Source organism: Paenibacillus sp. S150, from assembly GCF_019352175.1.
Classification (GTDB): domain Bacteria; phylum Bacillota; class Bacilli; order Paenibacillales; family Paenibacillaceae; genus Paenibacillus_AQ.
Map to the genome: position 1 here is coordinate 1 of NZ_JACBYI010000019.1, position 23,999 is coordinate 23,999.

Genomic DNA, 23,999 nt, shown 5'->3' on the forward strand with positions numbered 1-23,999 from the left:
TGAACACGATATGGTATTTGCACATCCACTTCGTGTGAGCTAGGCTATAGCTCTTGTTTGCCATCTTTGACCATTCCTTTCGTTTGAGCCTGAACATCTCAATTCTATCGGAATGGTCTTGGTGGTCGAACCCTCGTTCCCTCCACCCGCATAGCGGGTGGTTTTTTGTTTCGCGCGTTTCACGCACTCAACTGGCTAAAGCCAGAAGAAAAACCTGAAGCTCTGCTTCAGGTCCTTTTTACATTCGGTAACCCGCCATTTCAGTGGGGAGGAGAAGAATCATTTCGCGCTGATTCCACCGTCCAGCCGGCTTCGGGCGAATTCAAAGGTACTTCTGCCTTTGATTTCACCGTCCAGCTGACTTCGGGCGAATTCAAAGGTACTTCTGCCTTTGATTCCACCGTCCAGCCGGCTTCGGGCAAATTCAAGGGTACTTCTGCCTCTGATTTCACCGTCCAGCCGGCTTCGGGCGAATTCAAAGGTACTTCTGCCTTTGATTCCCTCGTCCAGCCGGCTTCGGGCGAAATCAAAGGCACTTCTGCCTCTGATTTCACCGTCCAGCTGGCTTCGGGCGAAATCAGAGGTACTTCTGCCTCTGATTTCACCGTCCTGCCGGCTTCGGGCGAATTCAAAGGTACTTCTGCCTTTGATTCCACCGTCCAGCCGGCTTCGGGCGAATTCAAAGGTACTTCTGCCTTTGATTTCACCGTCCTGCCGGCTCCGGCCGAAATTAAAGGTACTTCCGCCTTTGATTCCCGCTCCCCCCCCGCTGCAGCCAACGCATTCGCGCAGTTTGCTTGGCCGAAGTCCCGATCCATTCGTTCATTTACAGCGCAACCGTGAAATAACGGATAAGCTACGCTTCCCCCAAAACATATAAATTCTTATCTTTCAAGTGGAAACGGCTTCGCCGTCCTTATAAGGACGGTATCCGTTTCAGCGGGAAAGATAAGGCTAATTTTTAGCGTGAAACATATCAATTCTTATCTTATTAAAAACACAAAGCCGCCATTCTCAAATAACGAGAGAACGGCGGCTTTGTATCATTATTTCTGTTTACTGGCTGCTGCGCCATTCGGCGAACTGCCGGGCATACTCCTCCACCACGGTGTCCAGACCGGCGGCCTTCATGTTCCGCAGCGCACCGGCAAAGCCGCTTTCATAAGAAATGACCCCGTACATTAACGGGAAGACGCTTGTCTGCAGCTCTGCCACGCTGTTGGCATAAGCTGAGGCGACGTTGGTCGGGTCAAAGTTGAAACCGATCGTCACGCTGTTGACCGCATCGTCGGCAATTGTCGTTCTTCTCTCCATACGCCCCGGATCGGAGCTGGTTGGATAACGGTTCATCTCGACATGGCCGAGCAGCCAGTTGGCCAACTCATAGGTTGGACCTCCGGCATCTGTAAGAGACAGAAAGTCCCTTGTGTTCTCGCCTGTATTGGTCCAGTTTACACCTTCAACCCCGCTCTGAACCAGATCGAAATTTCCCTGGTTTGAAAATACCCAGTTCAGAAACTGGACGCCCGCCTCCGGATGCGGAGAGGTAGCCGATACGCCGTTGGAATTACGGATCGCATAAGAGCGGAATTTAGGCTGATCGCCCAGAAAATAGATATTGACCTCCGCCCCGGGGAAGGTCTCACGGATTCTGTCGTCAATTCCCACATCGCCCGGACGGTAGAGATAACGTCCGGCCAGTTCTTCCTGGTTCAGCACCTCTGTCGGGGTGGTCAGCACATCCTTGAGAATCAGTCCCCGGGTATAAGCTTCGTTCATATATTCAACATCTTTCTTGAATTCCTCTGTCTCCAGCCAGGACTTCACGGTCCCTTCCTGATCCACATAAATCAAATTGTCGATGACGGAAAACGGATAGCTGTCATATGTCGTGTGCAGGAAAGTCGCAGGTTCCGCCAGCAGCTTGATGTACACATTTTTGTTGTCCTGGGGCCAATTGGCCTGTAAAGTTTCAGCAACGGCCAGCAGGTCTTCGGGAGATTTCGGCGCTTCCAGCCCGTTCTTCTCCAGCAAATCCTTCCGCAGCGTTACCATTCCGTCATTAAATGCCGTATCCAGCCAGAAATTCGGGATATAGGTGATCTCACCGTTGATTTTTGCTGAATCCCAAATCCATTCCGGCATAGACGCTTTCAGCTCGGCACCGTACTCTTCCAGCAGCTCATCAATGGGGATGATGCCGCCATTCCCGGCCAGTACGTTGGGCCCCTTCACATCATGCATGATGGCTATCAGCTCGAACTCCTCACCGGTGGACATCATCAGATTGGTCTTCTGGTCCCACACATCCCAAGGAATATAAATCGGCTCATATTCCAGGTTCAGGCCATCCGCCGCCAGCTTCTCATTGATTGCCGCCACAACCGTATCCAGATCCTGCGGAGCATTGCCCGGCAGCAGATACCTTACCGGCAGCTTTGCGGCAGGAGCCTGAGTCGCGGTCGCCTGCCCTCCTGTCTCGTTAGCCGCATTTCCGTCTCCGGATGAACAGCTTGCCAGCAATGCCGCTGCCAGCAGTGGTGCAAACACGCGTGTTGCCGTTTTTTTCCATGTCTTCATTAGAGCATCCCCTTTCGATTCGAGTAGATAGCATGAATGGAACATTCTAAGCGTAAGGGGAAATTTAGCGGCCAGTATAGTTCAATAATGGAGATATCGCCGATTTGAATGTCTGAATCCAGGTCTGAATTCCTCTTGCAGCATATCAAAGATCGGCTTCATGCCTTGCGTTCCTCCAGCAGCATCTGGCTGCGGAATTGCGCTGGAGACTGCTGGAAGTTTTTCTTGAACAAGGTATAGAAATAGGTGGTGTTGAATATTCCGACCTGCTCGCTGATCACCTGTACCGGCGCATCTGTATTGAGCAGCAGTTCCTTGGCCCTCTCCAGGCGGACCACGTTGAGATAATCATTGAAGGAAAGCTCGCAATGCGCCTTGAACAGCTTGCCCACATAACTTCTGGAGAGCTTCACCTCTCCGGCCACCAGTTCAAGCGACAGGTCTGAGCGGGCATAGTGCTTGCCGACATACTGCTTGATAAACTCCACAACTTCCGTATGCCGCTCATTTCCCGTTTCCTCAATGTCACTGGACAGCTTGCAGGCCAGCTCCTTCAGCTCTTCCTGGAATTCCTGAAGGGTTTCAAAGGAGGTCATTCTGCGGGTGAAGCCTAAAAACACATTGGTGATCTCCTGGTTTCTGGTCTGGGAGACATGCAGCTGCTTATACAGGCTGCCCACAAATTGATTCATATAGAACAACGCTTCGTGATAATCGCCGGTATGAATTTCCTTAATCCACAGATCAATTTCGCGGTTTATTCTGGATCGCTGCTGCAGGCGGATCGCATCAATGATCATTTTCTCCCGTTTATCAGGATAAGCAAGCTCACGGTCCTCCGGCGGAACCTTCAGCGCAGGGTCACAATCGAAAATCCTGCCTTTTCCGGAAAAAAACCGCTGCTGCACACAGGTCTGCGCATGCTCGAACGAGCGGCGGATCCCCTCATGGGTGTTCTCCGTAGTGCCGATGCCCGCTGTAATGGAGAGATGCAGCGAATGATACAGCGTCTCCTGCAGCTCTTTCAGCATGCCGTGAAGCTCTGCAGACGCTTGCGGTCCCGATTCGGTCAATCCCGGAAGGATAAGTGCAATCAGCCCCTCTTCAATACCCGCAGCTCTGGCACCCTCACCGTCAAACAGCTCCGCCGCCGTCCGCAGAATAGCTTCGCGGGCAAAAGCGCGCGTCTGTGTATCCACCTTGGCCCGGAACTCGTCCAATCCGTCTATAAGCAATACAATCACGGTATAATACGGACCCTGACAACTCAGGGCGAACCGCTCGAACACACCGGCTTCACCGCTCTTCAGCAGTCCAAGAACCTCCGCCTCCTGGGTCTGGGACATTACCGTTACCATGGAGGACAATTTCTCCGACATCTCCGAATATGTGGTGTTCAGCAGATCGAATTCATTAATGCGCCGATGATTCTGTTTTTGCCGCTGCACGGAAGAAATCTTCTCCAGCAGCACGCGAATCGGGTTGTATGCATTGTTCGTCAGCCAGATGGAGAGCAGCAGACTGATGACAAAAATCGCCAGGGCCAGTCCGAGCGAAGCCTGCCGCAGCACATTCATATTGAACAACAGATTATTATACTCACTTTGGCTGACGAATACCCAATCCAGCTCCGCAGATTTTACGTAGGTAATCATATGCTTGCGGCCATCGATCTGACCGGTGAAATAGCCGCTGCTGTCCGGAGAATTCAGAATCTCCTGCACATAAGGCTCAGAGGATTTATTCTCCAGAAAAAGCGATTGGTCCGAATGCGTCAGCACAATCCCCTGGGAATTTATGACGAACAGCGAGTCCGAAACATCATTTTTGTAGCCGCCGATCAACTTCTGTATATAATCCGAATCCATATTGATCACCATGGCGCCCTGGGCCGGCAGCAGGGAATAATAACTTGGCAGCAGAACAAAGGTCAGCACGTTGTCATATTTGCCGTCTGCCGGATTAATCAGCTTGCGTGGAAACAGTTGGAAATAGCTTCTGTTCTTATCATTGATCTGCTGCAGCAGCGGACCTTCTTGTTCCAGAGTCACACCTTTGGTATCCAGATAGGTTTCGGTCAATCCGTTATAAATACCGATCGTTTCGATGAACGGATAGGTGGTCTGCATCGTTCGCAGCACTCTGGAGGCATGATACTGCTTCAATAAATCTCCTTCACGGTCAAACAGTGCGGCAACAACCGTTTTGTCATTGAGGAGCAGGTTTCCGAAATTGTAGACCTGACTTTTGATAACGCTCGCAACAACGCTGTTCTGCTTCAGCATCGACTCGGAAATTTTCCCGACTTCCTTCGCCGTACTCCAGGAGAACAATGCATACAGGACAACAGTAACCAGAGCAATGATAACAGCAGTTAATAACACAAAGCTAAGAAACATATTTCTGTACACCGTGTAGCGCATCAGTCTTTGTCTGAACATCATGCATCCCCCCAAAATCCCTGTTCATGTCCATTAATATATCATCAATTGTAATGTAATAGGGCTGGAAAAGAATATATAAACTCATCTCTATTATAAATAGTAGATAAAAGATAACAACACATAATATAGCTACACAGAAGGTGAATTTACATCACACAAATATATCTTATTTGCTATAAACTCAGCAGCAGCAAGGCATTCCGGTGTTTTCATGAACTGTGTTCCCAGTGTTAATTGTGCGTAAACTTGAAGTTTTTCGTAAAATTTGAAGCCCGGACACGCGTTTAAACTCTCGCTGATTCAATTTCAAAGTTTACCGGCACCCGCTTCATTCCTTACACTGGATACAGAACGAGAATCCGATAATGAATGAAAGGACGTGTCAATTATTCTATGAAAAAAAACGGCAGACATCTCTTGCGTGAACTCAAACAGAACGGCTCCGCCTATCTCCTGGTCATTCCTGCGGCCATTTATACACTGATATTCGGATACTTCACCCTCCCTTACATGCTGATTGCTTTTCAAAAATTCAACTTTAAAACAGGAATCTTCAACTCTCCCTGGGTCGGTCTGGACAATTTCGAATTCTTCTTTTCCTCACCGCGTGCCTGGGAGGTCACCTTCAACACCTTGAAGCTGAATTTTCTCTTTATCGTCGTCGGCACGCTCGCGGCGATGACCCTGGCCATCCTGTTCAACGAGCTGCGCGGCAAGCTGTACTCCCGGCTGACCCAGTCCACCATTTTGTTCCCGCACTTCTTGTCCTGGGTCATCGTCAGCTATATCATTTATAGTCTGCTGTCCACGGACTACGGGATTATCAACCAGCTGCTGGTCAAGCTGAATCTGGATCCCGTCAACTGGTATTCCTCTCCGCAATACTGGACGGGAATTCTGGTCGCCGCCGCCGTCTGGAAGGATCTCGGCATGAACCTCGTCATTTATCTGGCTGCCATTACCGGTATCGACGACAGTTATTATGAAGCCGGCCGGATTGACGGCGCCAGCCGCTGGCAGCTGATCCGCCACATTACCATTCCGCTGATGGTTCCGACGGTCATGATTCTGTCTCTGCTCGCACTCGGCAAAATTATGTACGGCAGCTTCGATATGATTTATGCCATCATCAAGGACAACGGCGTGCTGTATCCGACCGCAGATGTCATCGACACCTATGTTTTCCGCTCGCTGCGAACCATCGGAAATCCGGCGCAAGCGATGGCCGTCGGTCTGTACCAGTCGGTTGTAGGCTTCATTCTTGTCTGGGGCAGCAATAAAGTCGTCAAGAAGCTCAATCCGGACAACGCCCTATTCTAACCGCAGAATCTTTGAAAGGAGAGCATCCAATCATGAACAAGCCCAAGCCATTCCATATTGCCAATAACATCTTTATCGGAGGAATATCCCTGCTCTGTCTGCTGCCCCTGCTTCTGGTGCTGATGGTATCCCTTACCTCAGAGGAGAGCATCCAGCAGTTCGGTTACCAATTGTTTCCTTCCGCCTTCTCCTTAGATGCCTACAAATTGCTTTTGTTAGGCAGTACGCCCCTTTACACGAGCTATATGATTTCCATATTTATAACCGTAGTCGGCACTTTTTTCGCCGTCCTCATGACGGGCATGGCGGGGTATACGCTGGCCGCCAAGCATATCCGCTACCGCAACGGGCTGGCCATGTTCTTTTTTATCACTATGGTATTTAATTCGGGGCTTGTTCCCTGGTACCTGATCAATCTGGAGCTCGGACTGAGGAATACGATTTGGGCGCTCATCATCCCATCCCTGATCTTCAACCCGTTTAATCTGTTTCTGGTCCGCAACTATATGTCGCAAATTCCCGGCTCGCTCAGCGAGGCCGCCAAGATCGACGGCGCGAGCGATATCTACATCGCCTTCCGCATCTATTTTCCGCTCTGCACGCCGGTGCTGGCGACGATTACGTTATTCTACGGGATCGGGTATTGGAACAACTGGTTTAATGCGATCATGCTGGTCGATAATCAGAATCTCTATCCGCTGCAGTATCTGCTCTTCAAGCTGAACTCGGAGATTAACATGATTCAGCAAATGCAGAGCTCCGGCGCTCTGATCAGCGATGCGGTCATGCCGCAGGAATCGGTCAAAATGGCTACAGCGATCCTGACCATCGGTCCGGTTGTTCTCTTCTATCCGTTCCTGCAGCGCTACTTCATCAAGGGGCTGCTGATCGGCTCGCTGAAGGAGTAGCTTGCAGAGGAATACGCCTACATTATGATGAACTTGAACCATTCATCCAAAGGGCAGCCATTTTTTAGTGGGAAAAAGGAACACTAAGGTAGCACATTCGGATCCTGGATCATCCCTAGTGGGAAAAAGTACAACTAATCCGGCTGAAATCAGCCATATGGGGGGAGATGACCTCCATTAAGTGTACAAAATCCCACTAAAGCCCGTTAAAGCCAGAATTCCAGCCCATTAGTGTTACTTTTTCCACTTCGCTTCCGTTCCCTATGAACCTCCTTGCGTTCCATCTGCTTGTTCAGGTTCGCCGGTTCCATTCCTATACATTAAGTTTCTTTATTGTGTTTTTTAAGATGACAGAACCGCCTCCCGCTTAAGCAGCGGAGAGGACGGACCCGCAGAACAGCGGCCGCGGCCGCCCGGGTCTCCGGATTTTTACCGTTAAGGAAAATAAAAAAAATCCGGAGAGCACAGCGACCCAGACAACGGTCCGTTCGCGGAGCGTCCGCCCAAAAGCCTGCGTATATCCTACGCAAGTGGAAACGGCTTCGCCGTCCTGATAGGGACGGTATCCGTTTCAGCGGGAAAGATAAGGCTAATTTATAGCGTGTTACATATAAACCTGAATTTCGAAAGCCTATAGCGACAAGAACTGCATGAGCTTCCCCCTTGCTAGAGATAACAAAAAAAGGGATATACGCCTGTCAGAAATGAACGAAGCGGCGTAAAAGGGCAAAGCTCCCCCTCCCCCAAGAGGACCGGGCTACGGATTTCCATGTTAAATTTTAGGAGCACTCACTCTAACTGAACGACACGTGATTCCATCCGTCTCCAGAGGGTTCGGTTTGGAAACTCTTACGAGAGTTTGAGCATCACTCTTCGACTGTGACTCACCAATGTCGCCGCACATTGGAAAAATTCCAGTCGAAATCCGGCAATGGTATTGCTGGAATGAACCGGTTCGCAGCAGTCGTGTTTAACACGTTCGTACAGGTTGCAGGCCAGCAGCTTGAGTAGCAGATCCATTTCATTGGCTTCAAAGGAACCTGTGGCAATTTTATCGATGGAGAATCCGCGTTTAGCTTCCTTGATGTAGTTCTCCTTGCAGCAGCGCTGATTGTAAAAACGCCACAAATCCATAGCTTCCCAGTAAGTTTCAGCAACGGCCAGCAGGTCTTCGGGAGATTTCGGCGCTTCCAGCCCGTTCTTCTCCAGCAAATCCTTCCGCAGCGTTACCATTCCGTCATTAAATGCCGTATCCAGCCAGAAATTCGGGATATAGGTGATCTCACCGTTGATTTTTGCTGAATCCCAAATCCATTCCGGCATAGACGCTTTCTGCTGCCGCGATTGCAGCCTCCGGCCTGGTAGATCTTGCCGCCCTTGTACCCCGAGCGGATTCCATTCAGTTATTTCTGACAGAGAAGTATGCCGCATGGGACAATCCGGACCATCAGGCCATCATCATTGAATAGGCCGGCATTTCAGGCGAATCCGAAAATGACGCGGGGACAAGAAAGCCTGTGTAGCGACGGCACATTTACTGGTAAAGATCACAAAATAACCCCACAAAGCGGGGCCTTGGCTTCGATGATGACTCAGGTACTTTGCGGGGACCCCAAAACCTATAAATTCTTATCTTTCAAGAAAGACGCCTATCGGCGTCCTATATAAGAATGCTGGCATTTCAGTGGGGAGGAGAAGAATCATTTCGCGCTGATTTCACCGTCCAGCCGGCTTCGGGCGAATTCAAAGGCACTTCTGCCTCTGATTCCCTCTATCTGCCCGCTGCGGCCAACGCAATCGCGCAGTTTGCCTGGCCGAAGTCCCGGTCCATTCTTTCATTTACAGCGCAACCGTGAATTAACGGATAAGCTTCGCTTCCCCAAAACCTATAAATTCTTATCTTTCATGTGGAAACGGCCCGCCGTCCTTATAAGGACGGTACCCCTTTCAGCGAGAAATTTATAGCGAGAAATATATAAACCTGAATTTCGAAAGTGAATTGAGCCAATCCAGATCGGACAAGGGATAAACCCTCTTTTTCCTTCACCCATTGGGTGCAAGCTGTTTTTAGCAAGAAATCCCTTCCTGTAGAGCTATTTAGATGATTTGTGGATACTTACTTTCGAAATTCAGGATAAATTCTGATCTTTTGAAGAAAATGACGTGCCCGAAAGCACGTCCACAGAAAAGCGTTATCCTGTTACTTGAAACAAATCGAAAGCGACGCGGGAGCGGACCTCAAGCGCGATGGCGGCATGCTCCGGTATTTTTTGAAGGTGCGGCTGAAATAAGAGATATCATGATAACCCGCAGCCAGCGCGATTTCCGAAATGGTCATCTCCGTATTCTGCAGCAGATATTCCGATTTATTGACCTTTATCCGGTTGACGTAATCGGCAACACTGCCGTTCGTAAGCTCTCCGAACAGTCTGCTGAAATGCGAGCGGCTCAATCCGGCCATCCGCGCCAGCCCCTCCGCCGTCAGCTCCTGGAGATAATTCTCTTCAATATATTGCAAAATGGGCGCAAAGCGCTCCAAATGCCTGCGCCGGTTCTCCACCTCTGCCACTGCCTGACAATCCCCGAGGAAGCCGCGGAGCAGCAGGGTCAGCAGCCGGTACATATACGATTTGACAGAAAGCTCATACCCAAGCTCCTTGCCTTTGAATTCATCAATAATGGCATCCAGACAGGCTGCAAGCCCGGGGGCAGCGGTAATTTTGTTGCGGAACACAATGCGGTTGCGGGTGATCGGCGTGATGAACTGGGTTTCGACTGCATCCGGCGACTGGCTCTGCAGCAAGGCAAGATCAGCGATGAGCGCATAATAGACCAGCTGGCCGGAGCGGTTGAAGCCTTGGTGCAGATCATTGCTGTTCAACACCATGATGTCGCCGGCGGACACGCTGTGCGGTACTCCGTTGCACTCAATGACCGCCTCTCCCGAAATGAAATACAGCAGTTCAAGATGCTCATGCCAATGGGAAGCGAACAGCAGCCGGCCTTCCTCGGTGCAACTGCATAAATGCAGCTTCACCGGAAAGTAAGGATTGGGCATATCCATGGGCTCGCGCAAGGCGGCAGGTCGGTTCATAATAATCCCTCCTGAAAAAGAGTTTTGTAAGATGATAATCGCACATTTGTCCAAATAGTCCGCACAGCGGTGCATGGCAATCTGAGGCGAAAGCGTTAAAATACAAAGTAGAAGCACAAGCTATTTATGAAGGGAGATTTTACAATAATGAGTATCCTTAACATCGGTGTCATAGGAACGGGCGGTATATCCGAATTCCATCTTAACCCTTATGCCAAACATCCAAATGCCAATATTTACGCCGTATGCGATCTGAACGGAGAGCGTGCGGCCGCAGCGGCGGAGAAATACGGCGCCAGCAAGGTATTCACAGATTATCGCGAGCTGCTGGCTGACGAGGCCGTTGATGCCGTCAGCATCTGTACCTGGAACAACAGCCACGCCGAGATCAGCATTGCGGCGCTGCAGGCCGGCAAGCATGTGCTGGTCGAGAAGCCGCTGTGCCGCACCGTCGAAGAGGCGCTTGCTGTACAGGCGGCCGTACACGCCTCGGGCAAAATTCTCCAGGTCGGATTCGTCCGCCGTTATGATCCCAATGCCCGCATGCTGCATGAATTTGCGGAAGCCGGCGAATTCGGCGAGATCTATTACGCCAAAGCCTCCTATATCCGGCGGCTCGGCAATCCCGGCGGCTGGTTCAGCGACAGCGAACGCTCCGGCGGCGGGCCGCTTATTGACCTCGGCGTCCACGTCATTGACCTTTGCTGGTATCTGATGGGCCGCCCCAAAGTCAAATCCGTCAGCGGCAACACGTACCGCAAGCTGGGGAACCGCAGCCATATCCGCAATCTTTCGCAATACAAGGCTGCCGATTACGATGCCGCCAAAAATGATGTGGAGGATATGGCCAATGCGCTGATCCGCTTCGAGAACGGCGCTTCGCTGATGATTGATGTCAGCTTCACCCTGCATGCCAAAAGCAATGAAGGAACAGTCAAGCTGTACGGCGACAAGGGCGGCTTCGAGATTGATCCGGCCGTTGCCATCATTACGGAGAAGAACAACACCATTCTGAACATTGAGCCGCAAACCGACAGCAAGAGCTTCCAGGTCGAACATGCCTTTGAAAGCGAAATCGGCCATTTCATTGAATGCGCGCTGAGCGGCTCACAGCCTTTGAGTCCGGTAGAAGACGGTGTGGAAATTATGAAAATTCTGGCGGCAATCTATGAATCTGCAGCCACCAATGCGGAGGTCATCCTATGAAATTCGGAATCAGCACCTACAGCCTGGCCGGAGCGATCCGCAGCGGTGAAATGAATATAGCCGATGTCATTCATTTTATTGCCGAAATCGGCGGCGAGCACGTAGAAATTGTCCCCATAGGCTACAACCTTACGGAAGATCCCGGGCTGATTGAGGTTATTACATCCCAGGCAGCGGCAGCAGGCATTGATGTGTCCAATTATGCGATAAGCGCCAATTTCCTTACAGAGGATGAAGCGGCGCTCGCGCTTGAAATAGAACGCGTCAAACACGAGGTGGATATAGCCGCCAGGCTTGGCGTATCCTTCATGCGGCATGATGTAGCCTCCTCCCCGGATGTCTCCATCGCTCACTTCAATGCCGCCCTGCCGCAGCTTGCGGCGGCTTGCCGGACCATCGCCGATTATGCCGCCGGTTTCGGCATCACTACCAGCGTCGAAAATCACGGCTATTTCATTCAGAACAGCGACCGGGTCCAGGCTCTGATTCAGGCGGTTGACAGAGCAAACTTCAAGACGACGCTGGATATCGGCAATTTCATGTGCGCCGATGAGGACTCGCCGGCAGCGGTCCGCAACAATCTCCCTTTTGCTTCGGTAGTCCATTTCAAGGATTTCTACCTGCGTCCCTCCTATCAGAACCCGGGAGAAGGCTGGTTCCGGACTACCGCAGGCAATTATCTGCGCGGCGCCATTGTCGGACAGGGCGATATTGATATGCGCGAGGTGATCCGCCTGGTCAAGGACTCCGGCTATGACGGCTACGTGTCCCTGGAATTCGAAGGCCTGGAGGAATGCAAGCAGGGCACGCGAATCGGACTGGATAACCTGCGCAGGATCTGGCAGGAAGTATAAAGCCTCTTAATCTATCGCAGTCCGGTGTTCCGGGTGCAGCCTTATAACAGAAACGGGCCTCCGCTGTCCAGGTGACGGAGGCCCGTTTATCTTGCTCCGCCTAAAGACGGACGACGTTGTCCGCTCCGGAAGTGCTGAATCCCTATGTTTGTTTAGGCGTGAACGGCCACTATATAGATTGAACTTGTAATTTTTCTATTTAGGATTGGCCGTGACTCCAGAGCATGCTTGGACTGCCCGCCGCTGCCCGTCTGCAGATTTCTTGATGTATACCACTGTCCGCGGTGGAAATCCGCAGACAAAGGCAGACGCTCCGCTCCTGCAGTTCCCGAATTCCCTTCCGCCGCTTTTTCGCCAGCCGTAATTAGTGGTAAAAAGGAACACTAAGGTAGCGCATTCGGATAATGGATCATCCCTAGTGGGAAAAAGTACAGCTAATTCGCCTGAAATCACCTTGTATGGGGGAAACGGCCTCCAATAAGTGTACAAAATTCCACTAAAGCCTGTTAAATCCAGAATTCCAGCCTATTAGTGTTACTTTTTCCACTTCGCTTTCGTTCCCTATGAACCTCCTTGCGTTCCATCAGCTTGTTCAGATTCTCCGGTTCAATTCACATAGAGCAATCCCTTCTTCATCGCCTTGCAGACAAGCTGCGAGAACAGGCTGTTCGACCAGGCGAACCAGGGTCTGGTGAAGACCTGCGGATCATCGGCCAGAAATCCCTCGTGCATATAGCCTGTTCCCCCGTCGGTCGCTTCAAGCATAGCGATCATCTCCAGCATTTCTTCATCCGTTGCCGCGGTCAGCCCCTGCATCGACAGCGCCATATGCCAGATATAACCCGGCGGCGTATGCGGGCTGCCAATGCCTCTGGCCGCTGCGCCCTCATAATAAAAAGGATTCTCCCTGCTCAGTATAAAGCGGCGGGTGTTCTGATAGACTGCATCGTCTACACCGGCATAACCGAGATAAGGAATGGACAGCAGTCCGGGTGTTCCCGCATCGTCAATCAGACTGTAATTGCCGTAGCCATCGGTCTCATAAGCATAAATCAGACCGAATTCCGGATGACGGTACAGACCGTAGAGCTTAATTCCATGCCTGACCTCGGCTTCCAGCTCCGCCATCCCTGCCGCCAGCGCCTTGTCGCGGAACACCCATACCGCTATTTCCTGCATTTGACCCAGCGAGACCGCTGCGAACATGTTGGACGGAATATTGTAATGCAGCTCGCAGGCGTCGTCGCTGGGCCGGAACCCGGACCAGATCATGCCCGTATAATTGACCGGCATCCCGAGCCCCCGGTTGCGCAGAGTGTCGATATCAGGGCAGTTGCGGCGGGTGAAGCGGTACGTCGATTCTGCAAAATGACGCTGTTCTTTTTTCCACAGTGCAACAATGCTTTCCATGGCCGACTTGAAGCCTTCGTCGAAAATATCCGTTCGTCCCGTCCCGCGCCAATAGGCATAAGCCAAACGGATTGTAAAGCACAGGGAATCCAGCTCGAATTTGCGTTCCCATACCCATGGGGATTGCTCCGTTTCATCGCTCGCGTCCCAATGCCAGCCGCTGGCTGTTTCATTAAAGGCATTCGCGTAGGGATCGACCCGTATATATTGAATGTGCCGGCGGATCAGGCCGCCTATAATCCGCTGCAGCGCAGCATCCTCTCCGGCCAGCGGCAGGTAGTGCATAACCTGCTCCACGGAATCCCGCAGCCACATGGCCGGGATGTCTCCTGTAATAACAAAGGTAGTCCCGTCATCGAGCAGCTTTGTTGTCGTTTCCAGTGTATTCGGAAAGCAATTCAGAAACTGGCGCAGCAGCTTCGGACGGTGCGCCAGCTTTTCCTTAGCCTCCTCCAGCATATTGAGTACTGCCGGAGGAAGCTCCAGCCGGGGAATGTCAATGGCCGGCAGCTTGAAATGATCCATGCTCAAATGTCCTCCATTCTGTGCCGCGGCAATATTTTCACACTTTTCACTTCACAGGGCTTAAATGCAAGCTCAAACCTGCCGCCGCGGTGCCCGATCCCAGCCCATGATACGGAGCACCGTCCACCCGCAGCAGTGCCTAATCCGTCATTGGAATCGTCTCTCGCCACTGCCGCTGCTCAAGCCAGCTGATAAAACGGCTGATGAGCTTCAACGCAGCCCCTCCTGCGAACGGACAATCAGCCGCCCGCTGAGCAGATCGGCAGAATTGCAGCCGACCCGGATGCCGAACTCGCCGTCTTCGACCACACGCTGCAGATCATAGCCGACCATCTCCAGCTGCTCCCGGCTCACCGCAAATGAAACCGTGCGGCGCTCGCCGGGTTCAAGCACGATTTTGCGGAAGCCCTTGAGCGCCTTCTCCGGACGAGTAACCGAAGCGACAAGATCGGAAATATAGAGCTGGACAACCTCGGCACCGGCAACCGGGCCGCTGTTCGCAACTTCAACCTGTACCAGCGCTTCTTCATCCGGGCCGATGATATCAGGCTCGATGCGCAGATTTCCATAGGTGAATTCAGTATAGCTGAGGCCGAAGCCAAAGGGATACTGCGGCGACAAATCCGTCTCCAGATAACGCTTGCCTCTTGTTCTTCTGGAATTGTAGTAAAGCGGCAGCTGGCCGACATGCTTCGGAATCGTCAGGGTCAGGCGGCCGGAGGGATTGACATCTCCGAACAGAATCGCCGCGAGCGCATTTCCGCCCTCCTGTCCGGGGTACCAGGCCTCAATAATGGCCGGTGCATGCTCATCAATCCACGGCTCCGTAACCGGCCTGCCGTTAATATAAATAACGATAACAGGCTTGCCCAGCCTGTAAATCTCCTGCGCCAGCTCCAGTTGAACGCCAAGCAGATGCAGGGTGGAGCGGTCAATTCCTTCGCCGCATTCCATATCGCTCCAGGCGTGGTCCGTCACAACCGAGGCGCCGGTGCGCAGATCAATGGCTCCGCCGCCAAAATCACGGGCGCTGGAGCCTCCGATAACAAGCACAACCGCATCGGCTTGGGACGCTATGTCCAGGGCGCGCGGAAAACCGTCCCGGGAATTGTCCCTGATGCGGCAGCCCGGCGCATACAGCACGCGCTGCGGATCTCCTCCGAGCACGCCCCGGATGCCTTCCAGCACCGTTACAATTTGGCCGTCCCGCTGCGGGGAAGTATAGTCGCCAAGCTGATTATAGGCAGAGTTGGCATTGGGACCAATGACCGCGACACTGCCAATTTCCTTGCTGAGCGGCAGAATGCCGCCTTCATTCTTCAACAGGATGATGCCTTCCTCAGCCACGCGCCGCGCCAGCCGTTTATGCTGCGGACTGCCGATGATGTCCCGGGCCCTTGCCGGATTTGCATAGGGACGGTCGAACAAACCAAGCCGGAATTTCAGGCTCAGCACCCGGCTTGCCGCCAGATCCAGCTCCTCCGGAGTGACATCGCCCTGCTCCAACGCCGCCAGCAAATACTTATGGAACATGTCGCCGGACATTTCCATATCAATTCCGGCCTTCAGCGCCTGCGCCGCCGCTTCCTCACCCGTTGCCGCCGTGTTATGCCCGTTCTGCAGCATATAAATCGCACCGCAATCCGTGATCACCATTCCGTCGAAGCCCCAATCGCGGCGCACCACCTCATCCAGCAGATAGCGGTTCGAGGTACAGGGAATCCCGTCGATTTCGTTGTACGCCGGCATAATCGAGCAGGCCCCCGCTTCCACCGCCTTACGGAACGGATACAAATCCACCTCATGCAGCTCGCGCAGTCCCATATGCGCAGGCGCGCCGTTGCGGCCGCCTTCCGGGCTGCCGTATCCGGCAAAATGCTTCAGCGTTGCCATAACGCTGTCTTCGGCATCCAGCGACTGTCCCTGCAGCCCCCGGATGGCCGCTGCCGCCAGCTCTCCGATCAGATACGGGTCCTCGCCAAAGGTTTCCTCCGTCCGGCCCCAGCGCGGATCACGGACCACATCCAGCACCGGCGAATACGTGGCCGCTCCGCCCTGGCTGCGCGTCTCCGCCGCCACAGCACGGCACATCTCTTCGTACAGCTGCGGATTCCACGTGCTGCCGACTGTCAGCGGAACCGGAAATACCGTCGCTCCAATGGCCATATGCCCGTGCGAGCATTCCTCGCCGAACAGAATAGGAATGCCCAGCCGCGTGTTCTCGACCGCATACCGCTGGATGGCATTGACGGCAGCAGCCCCCTCCTCCGGAGACAGGCCCGTTTCCAGCGTTACCTCCGTCCAGGGATCGGCGCGGAGCGTACCGTATAACGAGCCGACGCCTCCCCCGGCCAGTGCGGCTTTGAACGCTTCCGTCAGCTCGATGCTGCCGTCCGCTTTTTTGCTGTAGCTTTTCCAGCCAAAAGGTTGAACCAGCTGGCCGATCTTCTCCTTGACAGTCATCCGGCCCAGCAGGTCGCGGACACGTTCTGCGACAGGCAATGACGCATTCTTGTAGTCCATATCAGCTATCGCTCCTCTTCGGCGCTCCCTTAGCGGTCACGGTATTGTTTAATGAAGCTTACTGCGCCCGCAATATCCGCTTCCGGACGGTTGCCCACCTCGCGCTCCACGGTCAGGTATCCCTCGTATCCAATCGACTGCAGGGCGGCAAAATAAGCGCTGAAATCAACCGCCCCTTCTCCCGGCGGCACCTCGCGGAACCCCGCTCCGCCTTCGCCCATTACAGCAATCCGCTCATGGTCGAGAACTCCGTACACATCGCGCGGGTCCACATCGCGCAGCCGGATTCCATCCTTCACATGGGTATGAACGATATAATCCCGCAGCGTATGAACACCCTGAACCGGGTCATCTCCCGTAACCATCACCATATTGGCCGGATCGAAATTAACGGCCATCCCCTTGGTATCCAGCGAATCCAGAAAGGACTTCAGGCGGGCCGCCGGCTCGGGACCGGTCTCGATGGCAAAATACCCGCCCCGCGAAGCGGCATAAGCCGCCAGTTCATTGCACGCTTCCTGCAGGACGGCATATTCGGGATCGGCCGCATCCTCCGGCACGATGCCGATATGCGTGGTGACAATGCTAGAGCCCAGATCAAGCGCCAAATCAAGCGCCTGCTTCGATTTCTCAATCTTCCAGCCATTCTCCGCCGGATTCTTGAACCCCTGTCCGCCGTAATCGGCGCAAAGCGCCGAAAGCTCAAGGCCAAGCTTCTGCAAGTAAGCTTTTAATTCCTGCCTGCCCCGCGCATTCAGCGCCGCCGGGTCCATCTCTCCGTCAATCGCCCACAGCTGTACACCATCGGCTCCGATCTGCTTGGCCAGCTGCAGATTGCCGCGCAGGTCCCGGCCGAAGCTGTCGGCAATGACCCCGATTTTGTTGGGAAAGCCCATGTTCATTCACCCTTTCCGCTTCATTAAGTAATTTAACGGTTTTACCTGGTTACGTTAATCTGCACCTGCTGCGGGCGGTACACTGCCAGCAAGTTCCCTTCCCGGTCCGCCGCGAACATAACCGTCCGCTCCCGCTCCAGAACAAAGGCATAGGCTGCTCCGCTGGCGGCATCGCGTACGGAAATTTCGGCATTGCTGCCATACTCGGAGACAAAAATGTAAAGACTTCCCTCCCGGAATGCCAGCTTGCGCCCATACACGCCCGGCAGCTCCCCGCCTTGCAGCCATTCCAGCGGAGCCGTGATTCCGGCCGTCTCAATAGCTGATTGGTACATCGCCTGAATCGGCTCCCAGCGCTCATTCAGTTCCAGCGGCAACGGACAATAGATGAAACGGCCCGCACCGATTGCAATCTCCACAGGCTCCTGCTCACCGTCCTGTCCTGCAAGCCGTTCTATGGACAAGCTGCTGATCTTCCGCTCCCCGAACGCCGCCGGATAGAGGCTCCCGCCAAGCTTCAGCATCTCTTCACGGAGAATATTGCCCGGTTCTGTACGCCCAAGCTCTCCGCTCAGCCGGTGCTGTGCAGGACCCCAATGCTCATCCAGACGCAAGGGACCGTTCCACAGCACCGTACTGCCCCGGCGGGCCAGCCCGACCAGCCGCTCAAAGGCCTCATCGGCAAAATTATGTGCGCTTGGCACAATAATCAGCTTGGCCGGCTGCCGCTCCAGCGCCTCCAGATGGTATTCCCCTATGCCCCGCGGATGTACATTCATCCCGAAGGTCAGCGTACGCAAAGCCCGCGTCGTCGCTTCAAACGCCAGCTTGCGGTTGGAGAAATCATTCGAGAAGGGATAAACAACGGCGATATCCTCCAGCTCGCGCTCCTCGAACAACCCGCCAATCTCAGCCATGAAGCTGCCGAAGTCATAGGAGACATCCGCTTCCGGTTTCTGGGTTCCGTCCGCCCGCAGCGCCCCGATATTGGATTCGTTGGCATTGTTCATGAAATAATTCGTGTTCCAGATCCACTGTACCGCACCCGCGCCGCCTGTAGAGAAGGAATAAGCATATTTGCGCTCCAGAATATTGCGCAGCTCCTCTTCCGTTCGCTTGGCCATCCCGTCGGGATGCTGGACATGCATAATTCCCGTTTCCTGAATCAGATTCGGCTTATCCGGAGATTTAGTAAAAATCCCGTCCCAGCCCAGATGATCCAGCTGCCACCAGGTGTGGACCGTCGTATAATCCACGGCTTCGGCATAGAAGAAAGGCGAAGGGCGCTGCGAAGCTATGCCTTCGTCCTGGCCCACCGTGGCCAGCTGTGCCGGGTCCGAGCGGCGGATGGTTCCGATCAGCTGGGATGCCCAGCGGTTATGGACATCCATGCTGAACAGGGTGTAATCCAGCCAGCGCAGCCATTTCTTCGGTTGAACGACACTTTGGAAATACTTGTCATCCGGGTCGGGAGCCTGCGCCGCCCCGAAGGAGGGGAGCTGTCCCGGCGTCATGTTCCAGCGCTCCTGCAGCCGGCTGACGTCATTGCCGAACCGCTCGCGCAGCCACTCGCTCCAAGCCTTCTGCTCGAACTGATCCCCCGCTGTCACCGGACCTTCGAACACTCTGCGCGGGTGAAACAGCGACGGCTCGTTGATCAGATCCCAATGGACATTGGTCGTCCCTTTCTGGCGGGAAACAACAGAAGCGACAAACCGTTTCTGCGCTTCCACCGACCGCGGGTCCAGATAGGGATTTTCGCCCTCCCATGCTTCCGGGGCAAAGGAGAAGAAGGTGAAAACCACCTCAAGCTCATGCCGCTTGGCGGTAAGCACGAAGGCATCCACCGCCCTCATCACATCTTCGGCGGCATGGCCGTCGGCGAACATGATCATCCGGTAACCGGTCCAGATTCCGGTGCGGATCAGATTGATCCCGGCGCGCTTCATCTCCGCCATATCGCGTTCCCAGCGCTCCACATTGGGAAGATGCAGGAACTTGCGCGATACATCCGAGGTCATATAGGTCATGCCGACTATCGGCACAGGCTTGCCGCCTCTGCGGAAGTAATCGCGGTCCGTCTTCAGCGGCTCGCCGCTCTGCAGCAAGGAACGGTCCATGCCCCAGAAGGCCTGCCTCAATATTCTCGTCTCGCCTGCAGCGGATACGGCTTCGCAGACAACCCGGTACAAGCCCGGCTCCGCCTGCAGCGGTACAGGCATGCGCACAAACTGCAAATCGGGCGCCTCCGGCCCCGCTGCAAGCGCTGCGCTGCCGGACCAGAGCGGCGCAGCTGCACCGTCCCGGCTCACTTCAAGCCGGAAGCTCCAGCGGCCGGCCGGAGCCGAGGTGCGGGAGAGCGATTGCAGCTGCACCGTAAGCGCCGGCTGCTCGCCCGGCTCGTACACGGCGAAGCTGCTCTTCAGCCACAGCTCTGTCGCTCCATAGGAGGTGAAGCGGGCCAGCTCTTGCAGCAGCGCGCCTCCGCCCTTGTTCCAGAACCCCTCTTCCAGCGTCTGATTAATCAGAACCCAGCGGCCGCCCGCGTATTCTCCCTTGTACAGCTCCAGCAGAACAACAGGTGCGGAACGCTCACGCTGCCGGCCGTCCACTCCGGTAAGCAGCGGATAGATGAACATATCCATCGGCCCGCAGGCACCCATTTCCTCGGGGATATCGCTTTTCTTGCTCGGATGCAGTGTCAGGCCCCATGCCGGAGCGATGCCGAACAGCTCCTCTTTTCCCAGGAGCAGCGGAAATTCGGCGGAAGTCTGCAGCGATTGCACCGGAGCCGGATCAACCGCCAGCGCGTCATGAATGTTCAAGAGCTGATGGTAAGCCACCTGCTGCCTTTCAATGCTCCACTCGCCGCCCTTGCGCGTCACCGGCTCACGGTAAGGAATTCCTCCTGCATGCACCAGCCCTCCGCCGCTGCGCAGGTGGTCAACAATGGCATTCCAGGCGTCTTTGGGGAAATAGGGTCCATGGAGATGAACGAGCGTATCCCAGCCGCCATCCTGCAATCTCGCCGCCAAATTTGATGCATCAGCCAGTTCAGCCCAGCCCCTCAAGGCTTCCAGCTCCTGATCTGCAGGCCTGCTGCCGGCATAAGGAAATGTTTGGTCATAAAATACAAGAATGTTCATGATTGCCTCCGTTTTCTGTGAAGTCCTATGTTATGAATAGCTCAGTATTGTATCTAAAATAATGTCCGCCGCCCGTATGACTTCCCCGGCTTCGACCCATTCATCCGCAGTATGCGCCTGCCCGATGTCTCCCGGCCCGAACACGACCGCAGGAATGCCGACTCTGGCCAGCTTGCTGGCATCGCTGCAATAGGCCGCTCCCAGTACCCGGGCCTGTCCGTTCAGCCGCTGTGCGGAAGACTGCAAATGCCGGACAACCTCCGCTTCAACCGCCGTATCCAGCGCATAATCAATAATAAACGGTGCGCTGACGGCAAGCTTCAGCCGGGGGTCCTTAAGCTGCAGCTCTTCAAGCCGCTTCTTCATCGCCCGGTGCACCTCCAGCGGCTCCTCTCCGGGGACCGTTCTGCGGTCAACGGTGATCCGGCAAAATCCGGGAACCGTATTTGGCGCAACGCCTCCCTCAATCAGGCTGACGCAATGGGTTGGCGGCCCCGTCAGCGGGTGCGCCAGCGGAGGATACACAGTGCGCCCGTATTCCCGCAGATAGCCCAGCACATCGACCATTTTGTCAATGGCATTGATGCCGAGATCCGGATTCGAGCTGTGCACGGATATGCCTTGAACGTCAACATAGAAACGGCAGCAGCCCTTATGCGCGGCAATCAGCTCCAGCCCGGTAGGCTCGCCGACAATGGCCCCGGCATAACTCCCGGCCTTGTCCTTCAAGGCCGCAGCCAGTGCGGATACACCGCGGTACGTGATTTCCTCATCCACAACAGCGGCCAGCTGCACATTCAGCGGAGGCCTCACACCGCCAAGCGCCAAAGCCTCCACAGCGGCCAGCATGGCCGCAAGCGAAGCTTTCGTATCGCAGGCTCCCCGCCCGTACACTTTTCCTTCCTTAAGCTCGGCACCGTAGGGCGCGATGCCCATTCCCTGCACCTGCACCGTATCCATATGCGCTTCCAGCAGGAGCGTTCGGGGGGAGGCTCCGGGCAGAGTGCCGATAACATTGCTGCGGCTCCCTTCGACAGGCTGCACTTCACAGGGAAGGTCCAGACGCCTGAAAAAACGCTTCACATACTCCCCTACTGCCTGTTCGCCCATGCCGCCGGGAAATCCCGGATTAATGCTGGGAATGCGCACCAGCTCCTGCAAGATTTCGATGACCCGGCCGCCCTCCACTTCAGCTCCTGCCGTCCCTGCGCGCTCCATCCTACTCCACCTCAACTATGAGTTCAATCTCGACAGGAGTGTTAAAAGGCAGCTCATTGGCTGAAATGGCGGAGCGGGCATGCTTGCCCTTATCGCCCAGCGCGCTTACCAGCAGGTCAGAGGCTCCGTTGATTACATAAGGCTGCTCCACAAAGCCGTCAGCCGAATTCACAAAGGCCAGCATTTTGACCACCTGCTTAATCCGGTCCAACTCGCCGAGATGCTGCTTCAGCACAGCCAGAAGGTTGACGGCGACTTGTCTCGCCGCTTCATAGCCCTGCTCCACGGTCAGATCACTGCCGATCTTGCCGGTATACATCAGCACACCGTCAATACGGCAATCGTTGCCGGACGTATACACCACCTTGCCGACCTGCTTCGCCGGAACGTAATTGGCCACCGCTGCCGGAACCTCTCCCAGCTTAATTCCCAGCTTCTCCAGCCTTGCCTCCACTTGTCCCATTGCTGATCCGTCCTTTCTCCGCCTTGCATATTCGCAGAACTCCAGTTCCCGATCCTTTAATGCTCCGATTACCGACGCTTCGACACTCCATAATTAATTTTGTTATTTTCGTTAGGTTATGATACAATACCGTTATTGAAATCAGTTTACTTTCTTCCCGTCGTCCCGTCAATTCCCAAATAACGCTGCCAGCTACATAGCAAGGATTGTACTGCTGCTATTGCTTGATATTGCTCTCTATTGCTGCTTGGGGCAGTCATTTTCACTAACGTTAGTTTCATGGAAGCTAACAACGCCTCCGTTTGGATATCTATGACAGGAGTGTTATTCGATGACCCGTAAAATTTCTACCCAGACCCTGGCCGACCAGCTTGGTCTATCCAAATATGCCGTTTCCAGAGCCCTGAGCGGCAAATCCGGAGTGAGTGAAGCAACGCGCGCCCGGGTGGTGGAGTTGGCACGCACGCTGGGCTATCAGCATTCCGCTTCCGCGGCGGTTCCGCAGGCTTTTCCCGAAGACTCCTCCTCGTTGTTCGTGCTGATTTGCGTAAATCAGCTGAACCGCGGCGAGCGCCATTACTGGGAACGCGTGCTTGGCGGCATGGTCTCCGCCTCCAGTGAGCGGGGCTGGCATCATGTGATTATATCTCCCTCTCTGGCCGATGTTCCGGATGGAACGCCCCCGGAGAAAGCTGTCGCCCCTCATCTCGACTGGCGCAGCTGCGCAGGGATTGCCGTTATGGGCTCATTCACTTACCCGACTCTGCGCATCCTGGAGAGCACGGGCAAACCGCTCGTGCTTGTCGATCACCATGATCCGCTGCTGCGATGCGACAAAGTTACCAACGATAATATCGAAGCCGGCGCAGCAATCGCCCGTCATTTACTCTCTCTCGGCTGCCGCAGAATCGGATATATAGGCGACCTGGGCGTGACGCCAAGCTTTGCAGAGCGCAAAGCCGGCATCAGGCTGGCGCTCGAAAATTACGCCTCAATGGAAATCCCCCTGCTTGATTGGGGCATCCCCTACGAGCAGAAGAACTGGAGCGATAAGCTTCCAGGCTGGATGGAGCAATTGGAGCAATTGCCCCCCTCCCGGCAGCCGGACGGCTGGATCGGGGCCAATGACGACATTGCCATCCAATGGATGAACAGGCTCAAGGAGAGCGGGCTGAAGGTGCCCGAAGATTGCCGGGTCGCCGGCATCGACAACGTCTATGCAGCCACACAGTCCTCTCCTGAATTGACCACCATCCATCTCTCCAAGGAAGAGATGGGCCAGCGGGCTATCGAAGCGCTGCAGCGGCGCCTGGAGCGCCCCGGCACTCCTATGGAAAGGATTATGCTGGCCACAAGCCTGATTACGCGCGGCTCGACTTGACCTGCTGGTTACAATGCGGGCGCTGAAGCGC

General features: G+C 54.4%; 16 protein-coding genes and 2 pseudogenes. 7 read left to right on the forward strand and 11 right to left on the reverse strand.

Features of this window, described 5'->3' with window-relative positions; genetic code table 11:
• Positions 1 to 64 (reverse strand): annotated as a pseudogene (locus tag HYD27_RS17375) (IS200/IS605 family transposase); the annotation flags it as partial.
• Between the two features lie 101 nt (positions 65 to 165).
• Between HYD27_RS17375 and HYD27_RS17380 the strand changes: the two are divergent.
• Positions 166 to 843 carry a hypothetical protein gene (locus tag HYD27_RS17380; protein ID WP_219217229.1) on the forward strand — a complete coding sequence of 226 codons (678 nt, stop codon included), beginning with the start codon at positions 166 to 168 and terminating at the stop codon, positions 841 to 843.
• Positions 844 to 1,056: 213 nt separating this feature from the next.
• Here HYD27_RS17380 and HYD27_RS17385 read toward each other — a convergent pair whose 3' ends face one another.
• Both HYD27_RS17385 and HYD27_RS17390 read right to left on the reverse strand, forming a co-directional pair.
• Positions 1,057 to 2,580 (reverse strand): extracellular solute-binding protein, encoded by a 1,524-nt coding sequence (locus HYD27_RS17385; RefSeq protein ID WP_219217230.1) that lies wholly within the window; start codon positions 2,578 to 2,580, stop codon positions 1,057 to 1,059.
• 158 nt (positions 2,581 to 2,738) lie between these two features.
• Complete coding sequence (locus HYD27_RS17390) at positions 2,739 to 5,021, reverse strand: helix-turn-helix domain-containing protein (protein WP_219217232.1); 2,283 nt, start codon at positions 5,019 to 5,021, stop codon at positions 2,739 to 2,741.
• Positions 5,022 to 5,417: 396 nt separating this feature from the next.
• Between HYD27_RS17390 and HYD27_RS17395 the strand changes: the two genes are divergently transcribed.
• Positions 5,418 to 6,344, forward strand: a complete 927-nt coding sequence (locus tag HYD27_RS17395) for an ABC transporter permease (protein ID WP_219217234.1) — start codon at positions 5,418 to 5,420, stop codon at positions 6,342 to 6,344.
• 32 nt (positions 6,345 to 6,376) lie between these two features.
• On the forward strand, positions 6,377 to 7,252 hold the full coding sequence (locus HYD27_RS17400) for a carbohydrate ABC transporter permease (RefSeq protein WP_219217237.1): 876 nt from the start codon (positions 6,377 to 6,379) through the stop codon (positions 7,250 to 7,252).
• Positions 7,253 to 8,101: 849 nt separating this feature from the next.
• On the opposite strand, the pseudogene HYD27_RS32715 reads toward HYD27_RS17400, so the two are convergent.
• Positions 8,102 to 8,410: pseudogene (locus HYD27_RS32715) on the reverse strand (transposase); the annotation flags it as partial.
• 512 nt (positions 8,411 to 8,922) lie between these two features.
• On the opposite strand from HYD27_RS32715, the gene HYD27_RS17415 reads away from it, so the two are divergent.
• Entirely contained in the window at positions 8,923 to 9,108 is a 186-nt protein-coding gene (locus HYD27_RS17415; RefSeq protein ID WP_219217238.1) for a hypothetical protein, read from the forward strand.
• 344 nt (positions 9,109 to 9,452) lie between these two features.
• Here HYD27_RS17415 and HYD27_RS17420 read toward each other — a convergent pair whose 3' ends face one another.
• Positions 9,453 to 10,346, reverse strand: a complete 894-nt coding sequence (locus HYD27_RS17420) for a helix-turn-helix domain-containing protein (protein WP_219217240.1) — start codon at positions 10,344 to 10,346, stop codon at positions 9,453 to 9,455.
• 147 nt (positions 10,347 to 10,493) lie between these two features.
• Between HYD27_RS17420 and HYD27_RS17425 the strand changes: the two genes are divergently transcribed.
• Together HYD27_RS17425 and HYD27_RS17430 are read left to right on the forward strand one after the other, a co-directional pair.
• The gene (locus HYD27_RS17425; RefSeq protein ID WP_219217241.1) at positions 10,494 to 11,552 is read left to right on the forward strand and encodes a Gfo/Idh/MocA family protein; all 1,059 of its coding nucleotides are present in this window, start codon (positions 10,494 to 10,496) and stop codon (positions 11,550 to 11,552) included.
• On the forward strand, positions 11,549 to 12,406 hold the full coding sequence (locus HYD27_RS17430) for a sugar phosphate isomerase/epimerase family protein (protein WP_219217242.1): 858 nt from the start codon (positions 11,549 to 11,551) through the stop codon (positions 12,404 to 12,406). The genes HYD27_RS17425 and HYD27_RS17430 overlap by 4 nt, the downstream gene beginning before the upstream one ends.
• 606 nt (positions 12,407 to 13,012) lie before the next feature.
• Here the strand turns inward: HYD27_RS17430 and HYD27_RS17435 are convergent.
• The 6 genes from HYD27_RS17435 to HYD27_RS17460 all read right to left on the reverse strand — a co-directional run bounded on the left by HYD27_RS17435 (position 13,013) and on the right by HYD27_RS17460 (position 22,587).
• Complete coding sequence (locus tag HYD27_RS17435) at positions 13,013 to 14,341, reverse strand: glycoside hydrolase family 125 protein (RefSeq protein WP_219217243.1); 1,329 nt, start codon at positions 14,339 to 14,341, stop codon at positions 13,013 to 13,015.
• A gap of 210 nt (positions 14,342 to 14,551) precedes the next feature.
• On the reverse strand, positions 14,552 to 16,864 hold the full coding sequence (locus tag HYD27_RS17440) for a glycoside hydrolase family 3 N-terminal domain-containing protein (protein WP_219217244.1): 2,313 nt from the start codon (positions 16,862 to 16,864) through the stop codon (positions 14,552 to 14,554).
• Between the two features lie 29 nt (positions 16,865 to 16,893).
• Positions 16,894 to 17,760, reverse strand: a complete 867-nt coding sequence (locus HYD27_RS17445; protein WP_219217245.1) for a sugar phosphate isomerase/epimerase family protein — start codon at positions 17,758 to 17,760, stop codon at positions 16,894 to 16,896.
• A gap of 41 nt (positions 17,761 to 17,801) precedes the next feature.
• Positions 17,802 to 20,906, reverse strand: a complete 3,105-nt coding sequence (locus HYD27_RS17450; protein ID WP_219217246.1) for a glycoside hydrolase 5 family protein — start codon at positions 20,904 to 20,906, stop codon at positions 17,802 to 17,804.
• 30 nt (positions 20,907 to 20,936) lie between these two features.
• Positions 20,937 to 22,124: a M20 family metallopeptidase gene (locus HYD27_RS17455; RefSeq protein WP_220101661.1), complete on the reverse strand. Its 1,188-nt coding sequence runs from the start codon at positions 22,122 to 22,124 to the stop codon at positions 20,937 to 20,939.
• Between the two features lies 1 nt (position 22,125).
• Positions 22,126 to 22,587, reverse strand: coding sequence for a RidA family protein (locus tag HYD27_RS17460; protein ID WP_219217247.1), 462 nt, complete (start codon positions 22,585 to 22,587; stop codon positions 22,126 to 22,128).
• 331 nt (positions 22,588 to 22,918) lie between these two features.
• Between HYD27_RS17460 and HYD27_RS17465 the strand changes: the two genes are divergently transcribed.
• Positions 22,919 to 23,968: a LacI family DNA-binding transcriptional regulator gene (locus HYD27_RS17465; protein ID WP_219217249.1), complete on the forward strand. Its 1,050-nt coding sequence runs from the start codon at positions 22,919 to 22,921 to the stop codon at positions 23,966 to 23,968.
• The last annotated feature ends 31 nt before the right edge of the window (positions 23,969 to 23,999 follow it).

Bases quoted from the DNA above. Each gene is read 5' to 3' on its own strand.
- HYD27_RS17445 (WP_219217245.1), bottom strand. From the start codon at position 17,760: ATGGGCTTTCCCAACAAAATCGGGGTCATTGCCGACAGCTTCGGCCGG.
- HYD27_RS17465 (WP_219217249.1), top strand. From the start codon at position 22,919: ATGACCCGTAAAATTTCTACCCAGACCCTGGCCGACCAGCTTGGTCTA.
- HYD27_RS17440 (WP_219217244.1), bottom strand. From the start codon at position 16,864: ATGGACTACAAGAATGCGTCATTGCCTGTCGCAGAACGTGTCCGCGAC.
- HYD27_RS17460 (WP_219217247.1), bottom strand. From the start codon at position 22,587: ATGGGACAAGTGGAGGCAAGGCTGGAGAAGCTGGGAATTAAGCTGGGA.
- HYD27_RS17385 (WP_219217230.1), bottom strand. From the start codon at position 2,580: ATGAAGACATGGAAAAAAACGGCAACACGCGTGTTTGCACCACTGCTG.
- HYD27_RS17435 (WP_219217243.1), bottom strand. From the start codon at position 14,341: ATGGATCATTTCAAGCTGCCGGCCATTGACATTCCCCGGCTGGAGCTT.
- HYD27_RS17395 (WP_219217234.1), top strand. From the start codon at position 5,418: ATGAAAAAAAACGGCAGACATCTCTTGCGTGAACTCAAACAGAACGGC.
- HYD27_RS17430 (WP_219217242.1), top strand. From the start codon at position 11,549: ATGAAATTCGGAATCAGCACCTACAGCCTGGCCGGAGCGATCCGCAGC.
- HYD27_RS17420 (WP_219217240.1), bottom strand. From the start codon at position 10,346: ATGAACCGACCTGCCGCCTTGCGCGAGCCCATGGATATGCCCAATCCT.
- HYD27_RS17400 (WP_219217237.1), top strand. From the start codon at position 6,377: ATGAACAAGCCCAAGCCATTCCATATTGCCAATAACATCTTTATCGGA.
- HYD27_RS17415 (WP_219217238.1), top strand. From the start codon at position 8,923: ATGCTGGCATTTCAGTGGGGAGGAGAAGAATCATTTCGCGCTGATTTC.
- HYD27_RS17425 (WP_219217241.1), top strand. From the start codon at position 10,494: ATGAGTATCCTTAACATCGGTGTCATAGGAACGGGCGGTATATCCGAA.
- HYD27_RS17450 (WP_219217246.1), bottom strand. From the start codon at position 20,906: ATGAACATTCTTGTATTTTATGACCAAACATTTCCTTATGCCGGCAGC.
- HYD27_RS17390 (WP_219217232.1), bottom strand. From the start codon at position 5,021: ATGTTCAGACAAAGACTGATGCGCTACACGGTGTACAGAAATATGTTT.
- HYD27_RS17455 (WP_220101661.1), bottom strand. From the start codon at position 22,124: ATGGAGCGCGCAGGGACGGCAGGAGCTGAAGTGGAGGGCGGCCGGGTC.